Source organism: Myxococcus llanfairpwllgwyngyllgogerychwyrndrobwllllantysiliogogogochensis, assembly GCF_006636215.1.
Taxonomy (GTDB): domain Bacteria; phylum Myxococcota; class Myxococcia; order Myxococcales; family Myxococcaceae; genus Myxococcus; species Myxococcus llanfairpwllgwyngyllgogerychwyrndrobwllllantysiliogogogochensis.
This window is the reverse complement of sequence record NZ_VIFM01000041.1, coordinates 1-14,259: the sequence shown is the minus strand read 5'-3', so window position 1 is coordinate 14,259 and position 14,259 is coordinate 1. Positions and strand designations below refer to the sequence as shown.

Annotated in this window: 13 protein-coding genes; 8 read left to right on the top strand and 5 right to left on the bottom strand. The window is 69.1% G+C overall.

Annotation, left to right across the window (positions count from 1 at the left end; translation table 11 throughout):
• Positions 1–59: 59 nt before the first annotated feature.
• Positions 60–1,757: a glycerol-3-phosphate dehydrogenase gene (gene glpD, locus FJV41_RS12965; protein ID WP_141642771.1), complete on the bottom strand. Its 1,698-nt coding sequence runs from the start codon at positions 1,755–1,757 to the stop codon at positions 60–62.
• A 1,270-nt stretch (positions 1,758–3,027) separates the two neighbouring features.
• Here glpD and FJV41_RS12955 point away from each other — a divergent pair.
• From FJV41_RS12955 to FJV41_RS12945, 3 genes are read left to right on the top strand one after another with little or no spacing between them, the layout of a single operon-like run.
• A complete protein-coding gene (locus tag FJV41_RS12955; protein ID WP_254628002.1) occupies positions 3,028–5,343 on the top strand; it encodes a TonB-dependent receptor domain-containing protein in 2,316 nt (771 codons plus the stop codon).
• The gene (locus FJV41_RS12950; RefSeq protein WP_141642769.1) at positions 5,340–6,107 is read left to right on the top strand and encodes a hypothetical protein; all 768 of its coding nucleotides are present in this window, start codon (positions 5,340–5,342) and stop codon (positions 6,105–6,107) included. The genes FJV41_RS12955 and FJV41_RS12950 overlap by 4 nt, the downstream gene beginning before the upstream one ends.
• Positions 6,104–6,943 (top strand): hypothetical protein, encoded by an 840-nt coding sequence (locus FJV41_RS12945; RefSeq protein ID WP_141642768.1) that lies wholly within the window; start codon positions 6,104–6,106, stop codon positions 6,941–6,943. The genes FJV41_RS12950 and FJV41_RS12945 overlap by 4 nt, the downstream gene beginning before the upstream one ends.
• Positions 6,944–7,025: 82 nt before the next feature.
• Here the strand turns inward: FJV41_RS12945 and FJV41_RS12940 are convergent, their stop codons facing one another.
• Complete coding sequence (locus FJV41_RS12940; RefSeq protein ID WP_141642767.1) at positions 7,026–7,238, bottom strand: hypothetical protein; 213 nt, start codon at positions 7,236–7,238, stop codon at positions 7,026–7,028.
• A gap of 215 nt (positions 7,239–7,453) precedes the next feature.
• Between FJV41_RS12940 and FJV41_RS12935 the strand changes: the two genes are divergently transcribed.
• Positions 7,454–7,876 (top strand): hypothetical protein, encoded by a 423-nt coding sequence (locus FJV41_RS12935; protein ID WP_141642766.1) that lies wholly within the window; start codon positions 7,454–7,456, stop codon positions 7,874–7,876.
• A 23-nt stretch (positions 7,877–7,899) separates the two neighbouring features.
• On the opposite strand, the gene FJV41_RS12930 is transcribed toward FJV41_RS12935, so the two are convergent.
• Positions 7,900–9,843, bottom strand: a complete 1,944-nt coding sequence (locus FJV41_RS12930) for an ATP-binding protein (protein ID WP_181790601.1) — start codon at positions 9,841–9,843, stop codon at positions 7,900–7,902.
• A gap of 265 nt (positions 9,844–10,108) precedes the next feature.
• Between FJV41_RS12930 and FJV41_RS12925 the strand changes: the two genes are divergently transcribed.
• Together FJV41_RS12925 and FJV41_RS12920 are read left to right on the top strand one after the other, a co-directional pair.
• Complete coding sequence (locus FJV41_RS12925; protein ID WP_141642764.1) at positions 10,109–10,453, top strand: putative signal transducing protein; 345 nt, start codon at positions 10,109–10,111, stop codon at positions 10,451–10,453.
• A gap of 29 nt (positions 10,454–10,482) precedes the next feature.
• A complete protein-coding gene (locus FJV41_RS12920) occupies positions 10,483–11,487 on the top strand; it encodes a tetratricopeptide repeat protein (protein WP_246137176.1) in 1,005 nt (334 codons plus the stop codon).
• 19 nt (positions 11,488–11,506) lie between these two features.
• Here the strand turns inward: FJV41_RS12920 and FJV41_RS12915 are convergent, their stop codons facing one another.
• The gene (locus FJV41_RS12915; RefSeq protein ID WP_141642763.1) at positions 11,507–11,806 is read right to left on the bottom strand and encodes a YfgM family protein; all 300 of its coding nucleotides are present in this window, start codon (positions 11,804–11,806) and stop codon (positions 11,507–11,509) included.
• 64 nt (positions 11,807–11,870) lie between these two features.
• Here FJV41_RS12915 and FJV41_RS12910 point away from each other — a divergent pair, with 64 nt between their 5' ends.
• A complete protein-coding gene (locus FJV41_RS12910; RefSeq protein WP_141642762.1) occupies positions 11,871–12,071 on the top strand; it encodes a SlyX family protein in 201 nt (66 codons plus the stop codon).
• A 4-nt stretch (positions 12,072–12,075) separates the two neighbouring features.
• Here FJV41_RS12910 and FJV41_RS12905 read toward each other — a convergent pair whose 3' ends face one another.
• Positions 12,076–12,522 carry a hypothetical protein gene (locus FJV41_RS12905; protein ID WP_141642761.1) on the bottom strand — a complete coding sequence of 149 codons (447 nt, stop codon included), beginning with the start codon at positions 12,520–12,522 and terminating at the stop codon, positions 12,076–12,078.
• Between the two features lie 538 nt (positions 12,523–13,060).
• Between FJV41_RS12905 and FJV41_RS12900 the strand changes: the two genes are divergently transcribed.
• On the top strand, positions 13,061–14,032 hold the full coding sequence (locus tag FJV41_RS12900) for a quinone oxidoreductase family protein (RefSeq protein ID WP_141642760.1): 972 nt from the start codon (positions 13,061–13,063) through the stop codon (positions 14,030–14,032).
• Positions 14,033–14,259: the final 227 nt, after the last annotated feature.

Genomic DNA, 14,259 nt, shown 5'->3' with positions numbered 1-14,259 from the left:
CACGGAGTGAGACACGCAGGCGTGAACCGGCGAACGCTGGGCGAGCGACTTCGACCGACTCAGGACTCGGCGCTGTCGACACCGAAGATACGCAGCGCGTCGGAGGCATACGTGTCGAGTTGCCGCTGGGTCTCCGCGGCATCCCACCCCAGGCGAGGTGCGATGACCTCGGCCGCCACCTGGGCGGCACCACGGCCCAGGTCCCGCGTCTCGAAGCCGACCTTGAGTCGGCGGATCAGCAGGTCGGAGAGCGAGTGGACGAACTCGTGGGTGACACCCCAGACGGCCTCGGCGGCGCGGTACGGCAGGCCCTCGGCGAGCGGCCGGGCCAGCGAGGCGTCTTCGCGGGTGAGGTCCCACACCCGGCGCCAGCGACTGCCATAGGCGCGCACCAGGTGGGTGGCGGTGGCGGCGTCGCCGATGGTCTCCCGCGCGGCGGCGAGCTCCGCGTCCATGCGGGGGATGTCTCCGCCGGGCAGCGGCAGCGTCTCGGTGGGCGACTTGCGACGAGGCTGCCCGAGCTGACGCTCCACGGCGTCCACGACATCGCGAGCCATGACGCGGTAGGTGGTGAGCTTTCCGCCGCTAATGGCGAGCACGCCGGTGGGGCTCACGTCGATGTGGTGCTCGCGGCTGGCGCTGCCCGGGTCGGCCTGCGTTCCATGGTAGCCGGTGGCGGAGAGGGGGCGAATGCCGGCCCAGGCGCTGACGACATCGGCGCGGGTGAGGTGGGCTTCGGGGAAGAAGGCGTTCGCGGACTCGAGGAGGTACGCGACATCGGTCTCACTGGCGCGCACCTCGGCCGGGTGGGCGCGCGTGGACGTCTCCGTGGTGCCGATGATGGTGAAGCCGTCGGCGGGCAGCACGAACATGACGCGGCCGTCCTTGGGGGACAGCAGCGTGAGGGCATCATGGTTGCCCAGCCGCTCGCGAGGGACGGAGATGTGGACACCCTTGCTGCCGCGCACCGCGTGCACGTTGCCGCCGGAGGCATCGAGCTTGCGAATCTCATCGCTCCACGGGCCGGTGGCGTTGACGATGGCGCGAGCGCGCACCGTGAGTTCCTGGCCCGTGAGGTGGTCCACCACCACGGCGCCTCGGGCGTGGCCGTCCACGACGGTGAGACGCTGCACGGAGGCGTGATTGAGGACGACGGCGCCGGACTCGGAAGCGCCCAGGGCGTTGGCCAGGGTGAGACGAGCGTCGTCGGTGGCGGCGTCGTAGTAGCGGGCGCCGCCCTTGAGTTCGTCGGTGCGAAGGGCGGGCTCGGCGGCGTGGAGCTGCTCGCGGTTGAGTCGCTTGTAGCCCTTCACGTTCCGGAAGAGGGAGAGGGCGTCGTAGAGCATGAGGCCCGCGTTGAGCTTCCAGCGAGGCACGCGGGCGCCGGCATAGACGGGCCAGACGAAGGCGAGCGGGCGGACCAGGTGCGGTGCGAGCTTGAGCAGGCGCTGGCGCTCGATGCTGGACTCGAAGACGAGGCCCAGGTGGCCGTGCTCGAGGTAGCGCAGGCCTCCGTGGATGAGTCGGGACGAGCGACTCGAGGTGCCGCTGGCGAAGTCCTCGCGCTCGACGAGCGCCACCTTGAGGCCGCGCAGGACGGCATCGCGCGCGGTGCCGGCACCGGTGACGCCACCTCCGATGACGAGGACATCGAACTCCTCGGTGGCCAGGGACTTCAGCCGCTCGGAGCGAGGCTTCGTCGGTGGGATGACCCCTTCGGTGGACTGCTGGCGAAGCGCCGCGGATTCAGAACGCACACGCGGATTGTAATAACGGTCCGCCCCCGGTGACACGGGAATCAATGCGGCGCGTCAAGCGGACCACAGCACCCACATCCGCGAGGGAGGAATGGTGGACAACCTCCTGGGTGGACTGACGCGGTGAAGGCGGAAGGCTCGTCCTGGAGGGGGGCGGGGCCGAGGGAGCCCACGGACCGTGGCGCCGACGCCGCGCGGGCGCACCTGGGCCCGGAGGCCCCTGCCCTCACCCACGGGTGTTGTGAGCGCACGATGCCGCGCCAGACATCCGGACGACGGGCCCTGTCCGTATAGCACGCCGACATGGGTATCTCACCGCGCGTCACACACCGGGACCGCCGCACCCGGACGAGGACAGTGAAACAGCGTCGTCCCGCGCGGGTCATCGACGTCGGTCCGTCGTCGCGGGAGACACGCTCCGCGGCATCGCTGAGGGTTCCAGCCTCGTCATCATCGGCATCGCGACGGCCACCGCTGCGACCTGCCGATGCCAGCGCGTGTGGTGCTCGTTCACGCGAGCAAGCCTGCATGTCATTCATTGTGCTGAATGGCGGGCATCACGTCGGTCGCTGCCTTGCGTGCATGGAGGAAGCCGGGTAGGAGGCGGCCACCGTCCTCTCCACCCGCTGACCGAGCCTTGCTGAATCCCCACGACCGACGAGACCTCGCGAGCCTGGGCCTGATGGTCCTGGTGTACGGGCTTGCCGTCGCGCCGGTGTTGCATGCGGTGGTGGGTCATGCGGGAGGACTGGGAGGGGCAGCGCATGTCCACGCCCATGGCGACAAGGCACACACGCACGGGGCCCGAGCTGTGTCGCCCCTGTCGCCGGAGAGGCCACGGGAGACCGACGGTCATCGGCGTGAGGGTCACGGTCAGGATGGACACAAGCACCTGACAGGCTCGGTGGAGCACCTGAGCGCGGTGGCGACGACGTGGGCCATGGTCCATGTACCCGCCGTGCGCTGGGTCTCGTGGGTGACCGAAGTCGCGCGTGGGCCAGCTGTCGCGCCCGGAGCGTCGCCGCGACCGACGGCGATGCCACAAGGCCCGTAGTCCGGGGTCGGCGAATCATCACCCGAATCCTTCGAGCGTGAGCCCGGTGCTCTCGTGCACGTCGTGCGCGAGGTGAGCACGGGGTGGTTCACGCGTTCTCGCACATTGCTTCCCGTCTCCACGACGGCGGGCTGTCACGACGATGAGCCAGCGGTGTCACGCGAGGTCCGCGTGCACGAGGGCGCGGAGCGTGGCCGTCCAGCCGTGGGTGTCTCCATGTCCGTGCGTGTCCTGGCCGTATTGTCGACCCCACTCCTGGCGTTGTGCCTGCCCTGCGTCGCCATGGCGCAGGAGTCCTCCGTGCGCACGGAGGCTGCGTCCACCACCGAGCCCCTCCGTGTGACGAACACGGAAGCCACGCGTGAGCACGAAGCCTCCCGAGACGGGGGTACGGCCGACGGCAAGCAGGAGTCCGAGGCGTCGGGCAACGCCACCTCCGCGCCAACCTTCCCCGCGGATGAGCGTGAGGCGGCCCCTAGCCCCCTCACGGCATCGCAAGACGAAGCCAGCACTCCCCCCGCGAGCCAGGACACCGCCACCGCGGGCACACCCGAATCACAGCCAGCACCAGGCACCGTGGTCCGAGGCACCAGGACCGCGCGAAGCGCGTCAGAAGTCACCCTGGGCCGGGACATCCTCGACGCGGCACCCCGCAGCAGCGCCGTCGACCTGCTGCGCGCCATCCCGGGCCTCGTGGCCTCACAGCACAGTGGCGAGGGCAAGGCCCACCAGCTCTTCCTGCGCGGCTTCGATGCGCTGCACGGACAGGACGTGGAGCTGGACGTCGCGGGCCTGCCAGTGAACGAGGTGAGCCACATTCACGCGCTGGGCTACGCGGACCTCAACTTCGTCATCCCCGAGGTCGTCCAGTCCATCGAAGTCACCGAGGGCTCCTATCGCGCGTCACAGGGTGACTTCGCGGTCGCCGGCTCGGTGCGGATGGACCTGGGAGTGAAGGAGCAGGGCGTCCACTTCGCGGGCACGTTGGGGCAGTACCGCCAGCGTCGCCTCGTGGCCACGGTGCGCCCCGGAGACGACCCGGGAACCTTCGCCGCGGTGGAGCTCGGTGAGGGCAAGGGCTACGGCACACAGCGAGGCTACGGCCGGGCATCCCTGCTCGCGCAGGCGACGGCGCGACTCGCAGACGGGCTCACGGTACGAGCGCTCGGCGGCAGCTATGTCACGCGCTTCGACTCGCCCGGAGTGGTGCGCGAGGACGACCTGCTCACGGGCACCAGCGACTTCTTCTCCGCGTCCACGCCGCGCCAGGGAGGCACGGTGTCCCGCCACCAGTTGCTGCTCGGCGTGGACCTGCCCCGAGCAGGCAAGGGCCGCACGAAGCTGGAGCTCTTCGGAATCATCTCGGACCTGCGCCTGCGCAACAACTTCACCGGCTACCGGGTGGACGACCGGGGTGACGGACTGGAGCAGACGAACGACGCCACGGTGCTTGGAGCACGAGCGGAGCACCGTCGAAGCGTGACGGCGTTCGGCCGCCCCGTGACATTGGAGCTGGGCCTGGGCGCGCGGCGAGACGGCGTGGAGCAATCGCAGCGTCGCTATCGCGAGTCGGACGGCACGTTCTTCTCCGACGAAATCGACGCGCGCTTCACGCAGACGAACGTCTGGGGCTGGGCGGAGGGAAGGATGGCGCTCGGTCGCTGGGCGCTGCGCCTGGGCGGTCGAGCGGACGCGCTGGGCGTGGAGGTCTTCGACGCGCTCGCGTTCCGGGACCCGCGTTTCTATGACGGGCAGGGCTATTCACGCAGTGCCTTCGGAGTGCACCTGGGCGCGAAGGCGGGCGTGGAGTACGCGCTGTCCGACGGCGCGGATGCGTGGAGGTTGTTCGCCAGCTATGGCGATGGCTTCCGTTCTCCGCAGGCGCGCAGCCTGTCTGAAGGTGAGCGGGCCCCCTTCGTCTCCGTGCACGGCGCGGAAGTGGGCGCGAGGAAGGACGGCGAGCGCTGGGCCGCGCAGCTCAGTGTCTTCGGCTCGCAGGTGGAGAACGACTTCTTCTTCGACCACACGGTGGGCACCACCGTGTACACGGGCGAGACGCTGCGCTCGGGAGTGACGGCGTCGCTCCAGGCGCGTCCTTTGCCCGGCATCGTCGCGGCGCTCAGTGGCACCGTGGCGCACGCCTACGTGACGGCGACGGACACGCTGCTGCCCTACTTCGCGCCGCTCGTCGCCAGGGCGGATATCGGCTGGGAGCGCCCGGTGGAGTGGCTGGGTGGAGAGGGCACCCTGTTCTCCATCGGCACGGGCCTGACGTTCCTCGGTCCGCGTCCCCTGCCCTTCGACGAGCGCAGCCAGGCGGTGTTCCTCGCGGACGCGGAGATGGGGCTGCGCCGGGGAGAGCTGGGCCTGCGGCTGGAGGTGAGGAACCTCCTCGACTCGCGCTGGAGGGATGGCGAGTTCGTCTACAGCTCGCGCTTCAACCCGAGCGCACCGGCCAGCCTCGTGCCGGCCAGACATTTCACCGCGGGGTCGCCTCGGATGGCCTCGCTCACCTTGGAGGTCCATCTATGAATCGCGGACGCATGCTGAAGAGCGCGGTGGCCATGGCCGCCGTGTCATCCCTGTCGTTCGGCTGTGGCAGCGAGGCGGAGCGCCGCGCGTTTCCCGTGGAGGTGACAGCCGCGACGCTGTCACAGGAGCCCAACGAGCGAGGGTGGCGAATCGTCCTCGACTCCGCGCACGTCTCCGTGGGTCCGGTGCGCTTCTTCGAGGGCCGCGTGTTGCTGTCGAGCCGCGCCACGCCGCGCTTCGACTGGTACTCGCTCATCGGCGGGACGGCGCACGCGCATCCGGGCCACTACGTGCCGGGCGACGCGCTGGGCGAACTGCTGGAGACGCACACGGTGGACCTGCTCGGGGGTGTCAGCGTCATGGGCACGGCGAGCGCGGTGACGGGCGAGTACGGCTCGTTGGAGCTGACGCTCGCGACGCCCACGGACGCGCAGGGAGTCCTGAAGGGCCACGCGGTGCGAGTGGTCGGCACGGCGACGAACCCGGATGGAGGCCAGGTGCGTTTCGATGTGGACGCGGACCTGCCCAAGCCGGTGGCCGGAGTGCGCTTCGAGAAGTCCCTCGGGACGGAGATGGGCCGGGTGCGCATCTCCGTGGACCTGAGGAAGTGGATGGACCGCATCGACTTCGCCACCGCGACCGACCCGGACGCGGATGGCGTCTACACCTTCCCCGCCGACAGTCAGGCGCGCAACGCGCTGCTGCGGGGCGTGGAAGACACAACCGCCTACGTGGTGACGTGGGAAGAAGGAGCCGTGCAATGAAGAACTGGATGCTGGGGTTGTCGTGCCTGGGACTCGTCGCGTGCAGCGACGGCACGGGCAACGTGACGTTCACCACCTACGGCGAGGACTACATCGAGAAGGAGATTCCCGCCGCGGTGGGCGAGGAAGCGGGCTTCGTCGACGGCTGGACGGTGCGCTTCTCGAAGTTCGTCGTGGTGCTGAGCGAGGTGAAGGTGAAGACGCAGGACGACGTGGCCGCGCAGCAGACGCAGGCCCGCGTGTTCGACGTGCACAAGCCGGGACCGGTGGTGGTGGAGTCCTTCAAGGACCTGGACGCGCGCGAGTGGGACGACATCAGCTACGCGATTGCCCCGGTGGCGAGCGCCGTGGCGGGCAACGCGGACGCGCAGGACGTGGAGCGGATGAAGACGGAGGGCCTCAGCCTGCTCGTGGTGGGCACCGCGACGAAGGGTGGCGTGACGAAGCAGTTCGACTGGGGCTTCAAGACGAACACGCTCTACGAGCGCTGCGAGAGCCCGGAACTGGGCGCGGGCGTGACGGTGCCCAAGGATGGCGAGGAGACGGTGCAGCTCACCATCCACGGCGACCACCTCTTCTTCGATGACCTCCAGTCGCCGGACGCGAAGATGCGCTTCGACGCGATGGCGGCGGCGGACAGGCTGGGCATCGCGGGTCCGGACGGTGTGGTGACGCTGGAGGAACTGGCGACGGTGGACCTCACGGAGCTGCCGGCGGAGCAGTACGGCACGGGTGGCGCGGGCAACGTGCGCAACCTGCGCGACTTCGTCACGGCTCTGGTTCGCACCGCGGGCCACTTCCGTGGCGAGGGCGAGTGCTCGCCCAAGGCACGCTGAAGCAAGGCCACCGGGACACAGTGGCCCCCGTCGTTCCATCTCCGGTTCGCTGGTCCGGCCGGAGATGGGACGACTCACGCAATCAGTGATTGTTCTTCGACGGGTCGGGACGCCCATTGCCGCCAGGCATGCCGCCTGGAGTCGTGGACGGGGGGCTCTTGCTGCCCCCGTGGTTCGGGTTCATCTGGTTGGAGCGGTTGTCCTGCGCGGACTTCTGCGACGGGTTGTTGGGATTCTTCGTATCGGAGCGCTGGTCATTCGCGCTCGGCGTCTTGCCACTTCCCTTGTTGCCCATGGACGAGTCCTCCGGAGTCCCGAGCAGACAGTTGCTCGAGAGGGCCGCACCGTAGAGAGGGGCTCGCGAAGGGACACTCGAACGGCGGGCTCGCCACGCTGTCATGAAGCGTACGTCCGCGCGGTGGGTCCCCGGCGTTGCGGGCCTCCGTTCGCACGTGCGGGGATGGCGATGCGCGCCTGAGTGCCTACCTCCCTCCCACGGAGGTGATGGGCGTGAGAACGATGACCTATGAGCGCAGCGGCCGGACGAACACGGCGGCCCAGGCACTGAGGGTGGAAGGACTCAAGCACCTGTGGGTCCTGGAGCAGGGAGAGGTGATATCGGAGCGAGACCTCACTCCGCACGAGGCGCGAAGCCTGGCACCTCTTCTGGAGGAGGCGACTCGGCAGCCGGCGCCCGCGGTGCTCGTTCCCCAAGCGGGAGGGCCGGATGGCCTCGCGGTGACGCTCGCCTTCGAGGACGAAGAGTCACCCCGGGTCCGCCTGGCCACGGAGCGACTGCCCGCGCACGGAGCGGGGCCGCACTACGACGCCCTGCTCGGTGAGCTGGATGCGCTGCTGACGCGGGAGCTGCACGCCAGGGCGCCACGACACGCGCACGCGGTGCTACCGCACCAGCTTCGTCAGGAAGAGTAGCCGAGGCACGAGCACGGCCCTTCTCACGCGGAGGCGTCGGCGGTGACGACGCTCTCCAGGGGCAGCCGGACGATGAAGGTCGCGCCGGCGTTGGGTCGGCTCTCCACGCGAATGTCGCCGTGGAGGGCCTCGACAATCTGCCGGACAATCCAGAGGCCCAGGCCGAAGCCGCTGTAGTGACGTTGGGACACGGCGCGCTCGAAGCGGTGGAAGATGCGCGACTGGTCCTCGAGCGCGATGCCGATCCCCTGGTCCTTCACGCTCAGCCGCGCGAAGTCTCCTTCCCGGGTGACGTGGACTTCCACGGGCCGTTGCGCGCCGTACTTGAAGGCATTGGAGAGCAGGTTGGTGATGACCTGCTCCACGCGCACGCGGTCCCAGGAGCCGACCAGGGGCTCGGCCACGACGAGTCGCACCGAGCACCGCGCGCCCGCCGCATCCTCCTGGACGCGGGAGACCAGGTCCTGCGTGAGCGAGGACAGGTCCACTGGCTCGCGATGCAGGTCGAGCCGCCCCGCGCGGATGCGGGACACATCGAGCAACGTCGCGACGAGCTGATGCAGTTGAGCCACGGAGCGCAGCGTGGCGTCGACCCGACGGTGCACGAGTGAGACGGTGCCCTCGGCATCCACGGCGGGTGCCGCGCGAAGGAGGAACTGGAGCTGGAGCTGGACGGAAGTGATGGGTGTGCGCAGCTCGTGACTGGCGATGGAGAGGAACTCGTCACGGGCCTGGACGGCCTCGCGCAGGTCCCGAGCCAGGTCCTCCGCCGCGCGCCGAGCCACCACCAGCCCCGTGACTTCCACGGCCACGGCCATGACGCCCTGAATGACGCCGCGAGCATCGCGCCACGGTTGCCAGGTGAAGTCATGGAACCGCTGCTGTCGGGAGAGCGAGGGGGTGACGTAGGGCGAGGCGGACGCCAGGGGCACTTCGCGACCGGAGAAGGGCCTCCCTTCGCGATAGACCTCATCGAGGAGGCGCAGCATGCCCGGGTCCAGCGAGGGCTGGACGTCACGCAGCGGCTTGCCGATGGCGGCGCCATCGACATCCAGCAGGGCGCGAGCCTGGGGATTCAGCAGCGCGCAGACATGGTCGGGGCCATGGAAGACGGCGATGGCGGTGGGGGCCTGGAGGAAGAGGGACTCCATGCGCTCGCGTTGAGCCTGGGCTTCGCCCAGCGCGGCATGCTCGCGCGCGAGCAACTGCGCGCGTTCGAGTTCGAGCTGCCGACGTGAGGTCGCATCGCGGAACATCCACACCGCGCCGAGGTCCTCACCGTCGCGCCCCTTGAGCGGTGCGATGCACTCCTCGATGGGGAGTTCTCCGCCGTCACGTCGCTTCAAGGCGCGCGGCCACTGGGACCACGACGCGGGCGTCGTCGGGTGACGGATGGGGAACGAGCCGGATTCAGGTCGGGAGCGCAGCACCTTCGTCAGGGGGGCTCCGACAGCTTCTTCTTCTGGACACTGGAGCAGCTGCGCGGCGGCGGGATTGAGGTATCGCACGATGCCATTCGCATCCGTGGCCAGGACCGCGTCGCCCAGGCTCCGCAGCAGGCGAGCCTCCAGCACCTCGTGCGACGGAGCGGGCGCGCGTTCAAGCGAGGAAGACCCGATGGCGCCAGTCCCCATGGAGCGCCGCCGCGCCAGGAGGCCAACGAGTCCCCCCACGGCGAGGAACAGGGCGATCTCCAAGGCGACAGTGGCGACAGGGCTCGGGGAGGCGCTGGAGGCCACGGCGAACGAGCCCAACAGCGTCGCCAGCCAGGCGGGGCCCGCGCCACCGACGAGCGCCGCGACGAGGACCGCTGCGATGGAGCAGAGGACCCCCAGGGACGCGGGAAGAGGCCCCAGCACCCACGGCAGCGCCCAGGCGGAACCCGCGCAGAGCACGGCCACCCCGTGCCGAGCCCACACGGGGCGCGCGAGGGCGGCCAGTCGGAAATGGAGAGCGTGCGCACGCATCGGACGGCGTCTCGCTTCCTGGACAAAGGCTTCACACACCGGATGACAGGAGCGCAGGGAGACTCTCGAGGCGACAGCCCGTCGGCGCGGATCTTCACCTGGACTCGCGGTGAAAGGCAAACACGGGAGAAGGAGGTGCGCGCGGTCCAGGTGACATGTGACAAAGCATGAACAATAAGCAGACGAGCGGGCAGCGGTGAGTGAAGGCACGAGCAGGAGGGAGGGTGTGGTTGCCGAGCGCCCCGCGTTCTGTGAAGAGAGAGACATGACGCGTGTGCAGTTTTCCGTGCACCGCACGGTGGGAGAGGCGCGGTTGCTGGCGGGAACGCTGGAAGCCGAGGGAATGTCCGTGGAGGTGCGCGGCGAAGCCCTCGTTCCACTGAGCGGGGAGATTCCGAGCGGGGAGACGTGGGTGGAGCTCTGGCTTCTTCCCGGCGACGTGGAGCAAGCGCGGGAAGTGGTGGCGGAGCTGAAGAAGGACGAAGAGGAAGCGTCGCGCACGGTGGAGTGCCCGGGCTGTCGGGAGGAGAACCCCGGCAACTTCGAGTTGTGCTGGAGCTGCGGGGTGGAGCTGCCCCGAGGGCTGCGGACCCGACTTCGCGCGGTGTGAGCGGCGACGCCTGCTCGGGGAGACGGGAAGTGCGAAGGACGGAAGCAGGGCAACAGGAGCCGCTGGACGCGCCTTCATCGCGCGCCGACGCGGCTGTCACCCACCCCGGGCGCCGACGAGGCCTGCGCGGCATGGTGATTGTGTGTGGAGTGGCGGTGCTGCTTCACCTCATCCCGCTCCTGTTGCCGAGGAACATGCCCGAGCAGGAGCTGGCCATCGCCCGGGTGACGCAGGGCGTGGAGGCGCGGGTGAAGCTGCTGCTTCCGCTGCGAGCGCATCCGAAGGCGACCGCCGCCGAGCTGCGGGAGGCCGCGGAGTTGCTGCTCGAAGGCGCGCCCGCCGAGGCCCGTGAGCTGGCCCAGGAGGCGGAGCGGCGGGAGCCGGCGGCGGTGGAGACACAGTTGTTGCTCGCGCGCATCTGCGACATGGAGCGGATGGAGCGCTGTGTGCGCGCCTCACTGGAGCGAGCGGTCCAGGTGGCACCTGGTGACGCGCGACCAGACATTCTCCGAGCGGAGCTGAAGGAGAAGAGTGGAGACGTGGTGGGAGCCAGCGAGGCGATGAAGGCCGCGTTTGGAAAGGCGCCCGCGGATCCGCTCATTGGCTTGCGGTATGTGCGACTGCTGCGCGCGGCCGAGCAGCCTTCGGAGGCGCTGTCCGTGCTCGCGGCCCTTCAAGGCAAGGTGCCCCGGGCGCGGTTGCTGGTGGAGCAAGGCCTGGTGCTGAGCGCGGACGGGAAGGACACGGAGGCGGTGGCGGTGTTCCGGAAGGCGACGCAGGAAGACCCCCGACTCTCGCTCGCGCAGTTCGAGCTGGGGCTGGCGTTGGTTCGCGTGGGGGAGCTGGATGCCGCGCAGGACGCGTTGAGGCAGGCGGACCGACTGGACCTGGGAAGCCCCAAGTCACTCGCGGCACTCTGCGCGCTTCAGCTCCAGGCGAGGCTCATTGAGGACGCGCGACTGACGCGAATGGACCTGGAGCGACGCTTCTCGGGGCGGATGGAGCTGATTCGACAGTCGTGCAGCATTCCCTGAGCCGAGACTCCGGCCGTGTTCACCGAGGCTCGATTCCTCGAATCTGGCGAAGCATCCGGGCGGAGGCCTTGACCTCCGGGTCCACGGCGCCATCGACGCGTTCGGTTCGGACAACGGCCTGGAGGTAGGCGAGCGCCTCGTCGTCGCGCTGTTGCTGGAAGAGGAACTCTCCGAGCGCGAAGCGGGCCTGTGTCAGCAGGATGAGGTCGTCCGCGGCGACGGAGGCATCGATGGCATCGCTGAGCGCGGACTCGGCCAGCTCGGGTTGTCCTCGAGCGAGGAGCTCACGAGCCCTCTGCAGGTGTTCCTGGACGTTCATGGCGAGACGGGAGCGTGGGACGAGGGGGGACGACGAGGGCTTCTCCGGGGTAAGGGTAGGCCCCATGGACGAGAAGCGCATCGCCGAGCTGGAGATTCGCTACATGCAGCAGCAGGAGACGCTGCAGGAACTGAGCGACGTGATCTATCAGCAGCAGCGAGTCATCGAAGCGCTGCGAGTGGAGCTGGACATGCTGAAGAAGAAGCTGGAGGCGGAGCCCGGGCTGGTGGATGCCCGGCAGCACGAGCGTCCGCCCCATTACTGAGGGGTCAGAACTTGTAGCCCAGGCGCAGACCGATGACGGGGTCGGGTTCCAGGTAGCCCACCTCGACGCCGATGCTGGCCGCCTTGCCCTGGAGGCCGAAGCCGAAGGCCGCATGGGCTCGGAGCGCGTCTCCTCGGCCCATGACGATCCAAGGGCCCACGAGCCCCTCTACGTAGACCTTGGCGCTGGTGATGTTGGCGCGAATGACGAGGTCCAGGGGGATGCCCACGTCATTGCCATCCGTGATGAGTGCCGCGCCGAAGCGGGCTCCGACGGAGATTGGTCCGGTGATACGGCCTTCCACGCCGAGCAGGAAGCTGAAGGCCGCGCTCTGATCAATCCAATAGTCGGCTCCGAGCCCAAGGCGAACCGTGGCGGCTTCCGAGCTCATGGGCGTGACGAAGAATCCGGCCGCGAGCAGAACACCGAGCGAGGGACGAAGCAGCTTCATGCGGGAGGCTCCTCTGCGTGAAGGGGGCCACCACTCAAGCAAGCCACGTGGGGCGAGGCCAGCCACACGAGGCGTTCCTTCCTCTGTTCCGTCTCTTTTTCCGCCGCGTGCACCAACGACAGCGGAACACCGACAGCCTCAACGGACCTGAGCCGGTCCTCGCAAGAAGTACGAGGCTCGTTTCGCCCGATGAGGGCCTGGGGAGAGGAAGCACGAGCCTCGTCTTGCCGCCCGAGGCGAGCCTGGGGAGAGGAAGCACGAGCCTCGTCTTGCCGCCCGAGGTGAGCCTGGGGAGAGGAAGCACGAGCCTCGTCTTGCCGCCCGAGGCGAGCCTGGGGAAACGGAAGCACGAGCCTCGTCTTGCCGCCCGAGGTGAGCCTGGGGGGAGGAAGCACGAGCCTCTTCTCCGCTGCCCGAGACGGGCCCGGGGAGACGAAGCACGAGCCGCGTCTCGTTCGAGGAGGGACTTGGAAGCGGCGAGTTCGAGCCGGCGGTGAGAGCAGCGGCATGAAACAAGGCGCGCCGTTAGAGGCTTCGCATGAAAGCCATTCGCTATCACGAGGTAGGGGGGCCGGAAGTGCTACGCCTGGACGAAGTACCCGAGCCAACTCCGGGTCCGGGCGAGGTCCGCATCCGGGTGGAGGCCGCGGGGGTGAACTTCGCGGACACGGAGCGGCGTCGCGGCCTGTATGACGCGACCTCGCCGTTGCCCAGGATCCTCGGAAGCGAAGCCGCCGGCATCGTGGACGGGGTGGGGCCAGGGGTCGATGCGAAGTGGGTGGGTCGCCGGGTGGTGGCCCTCGCGCCGCGCAGCTACGCGGAGTTCGCGACAACCACCGAAGAGGAGCTGCTCGAGCTTCCTGAACACGTCTCGTTCGAGGAGGCCGCGGGGCTGCTGGTCCAGGGGCTCACGGCCTGGCACCTGATACACACGTCGGCGCAGCTTCAGCAGGGCCAGCGGGTGTTGATTCACGCGGCGGCGGGAGGAGTTGGACTCCTGGCCATCCAGCTCGCGAAACAAGCAGGTGCGACAGTGCTCGGAACGGTCTCCAGCGAGGAGAAGGCAAAGCTCGCGCGCGAGTCCGGAGCCGATGAGGTTTTTGTCTACGGAGGGACCGCCTCAGTCGCTGAGTGGGTGCGCACCGTCACGCAAGGAGCTGGCGTGGAGGTGGTGCTGGACTCCGTGGGTGCCAGCACGTGGGCAAGCAGCCTGGAGTCGCTGGCGGCCTTCGGGCACCTGGTGGCGTACGGGAGCGCGAGCGGGCCCCCAGCGGCGGTAGAGGTGGAGACGCTGTACGCGAAGTCGTTGAAGGTCAGCGCGTACTGGCTGCGCACGCCACACCCGGCCGCGCTGCAGCGGCGGGCGCGCGAGGCGCTGGGAAGCGCACTGGCGGGAGGGCAGCTGCGCGTGAAGCTGGGGCTGGTGGTGGGGTTGGAGGAAGCCGCGCAAGCCCACCAGCGGTTGGAGTCGCGCGCGACGGTGGGCAAGGTGGTGCTGCGAGTGCCCTGAAGCCGCGCAAGGCCGTCAGCGCTCGAGAGTGGCTTCAAGCCCAAGCCCGCGGACGCCCTGGCGGCCGAAGCGGGCACGGGGCCTCCTCGCGGCGTCGGAGACTCCAGACGCACAAAAGCGAAAAGCCCCCGTCGCACGAGGCGACGAGGGCTTCTCTCAAAAAGAATCCGGCAGCGACCTACTCTCCCACGCGGTTTCCCGCGGAGTACCATCGGCTCTGGAGGGCT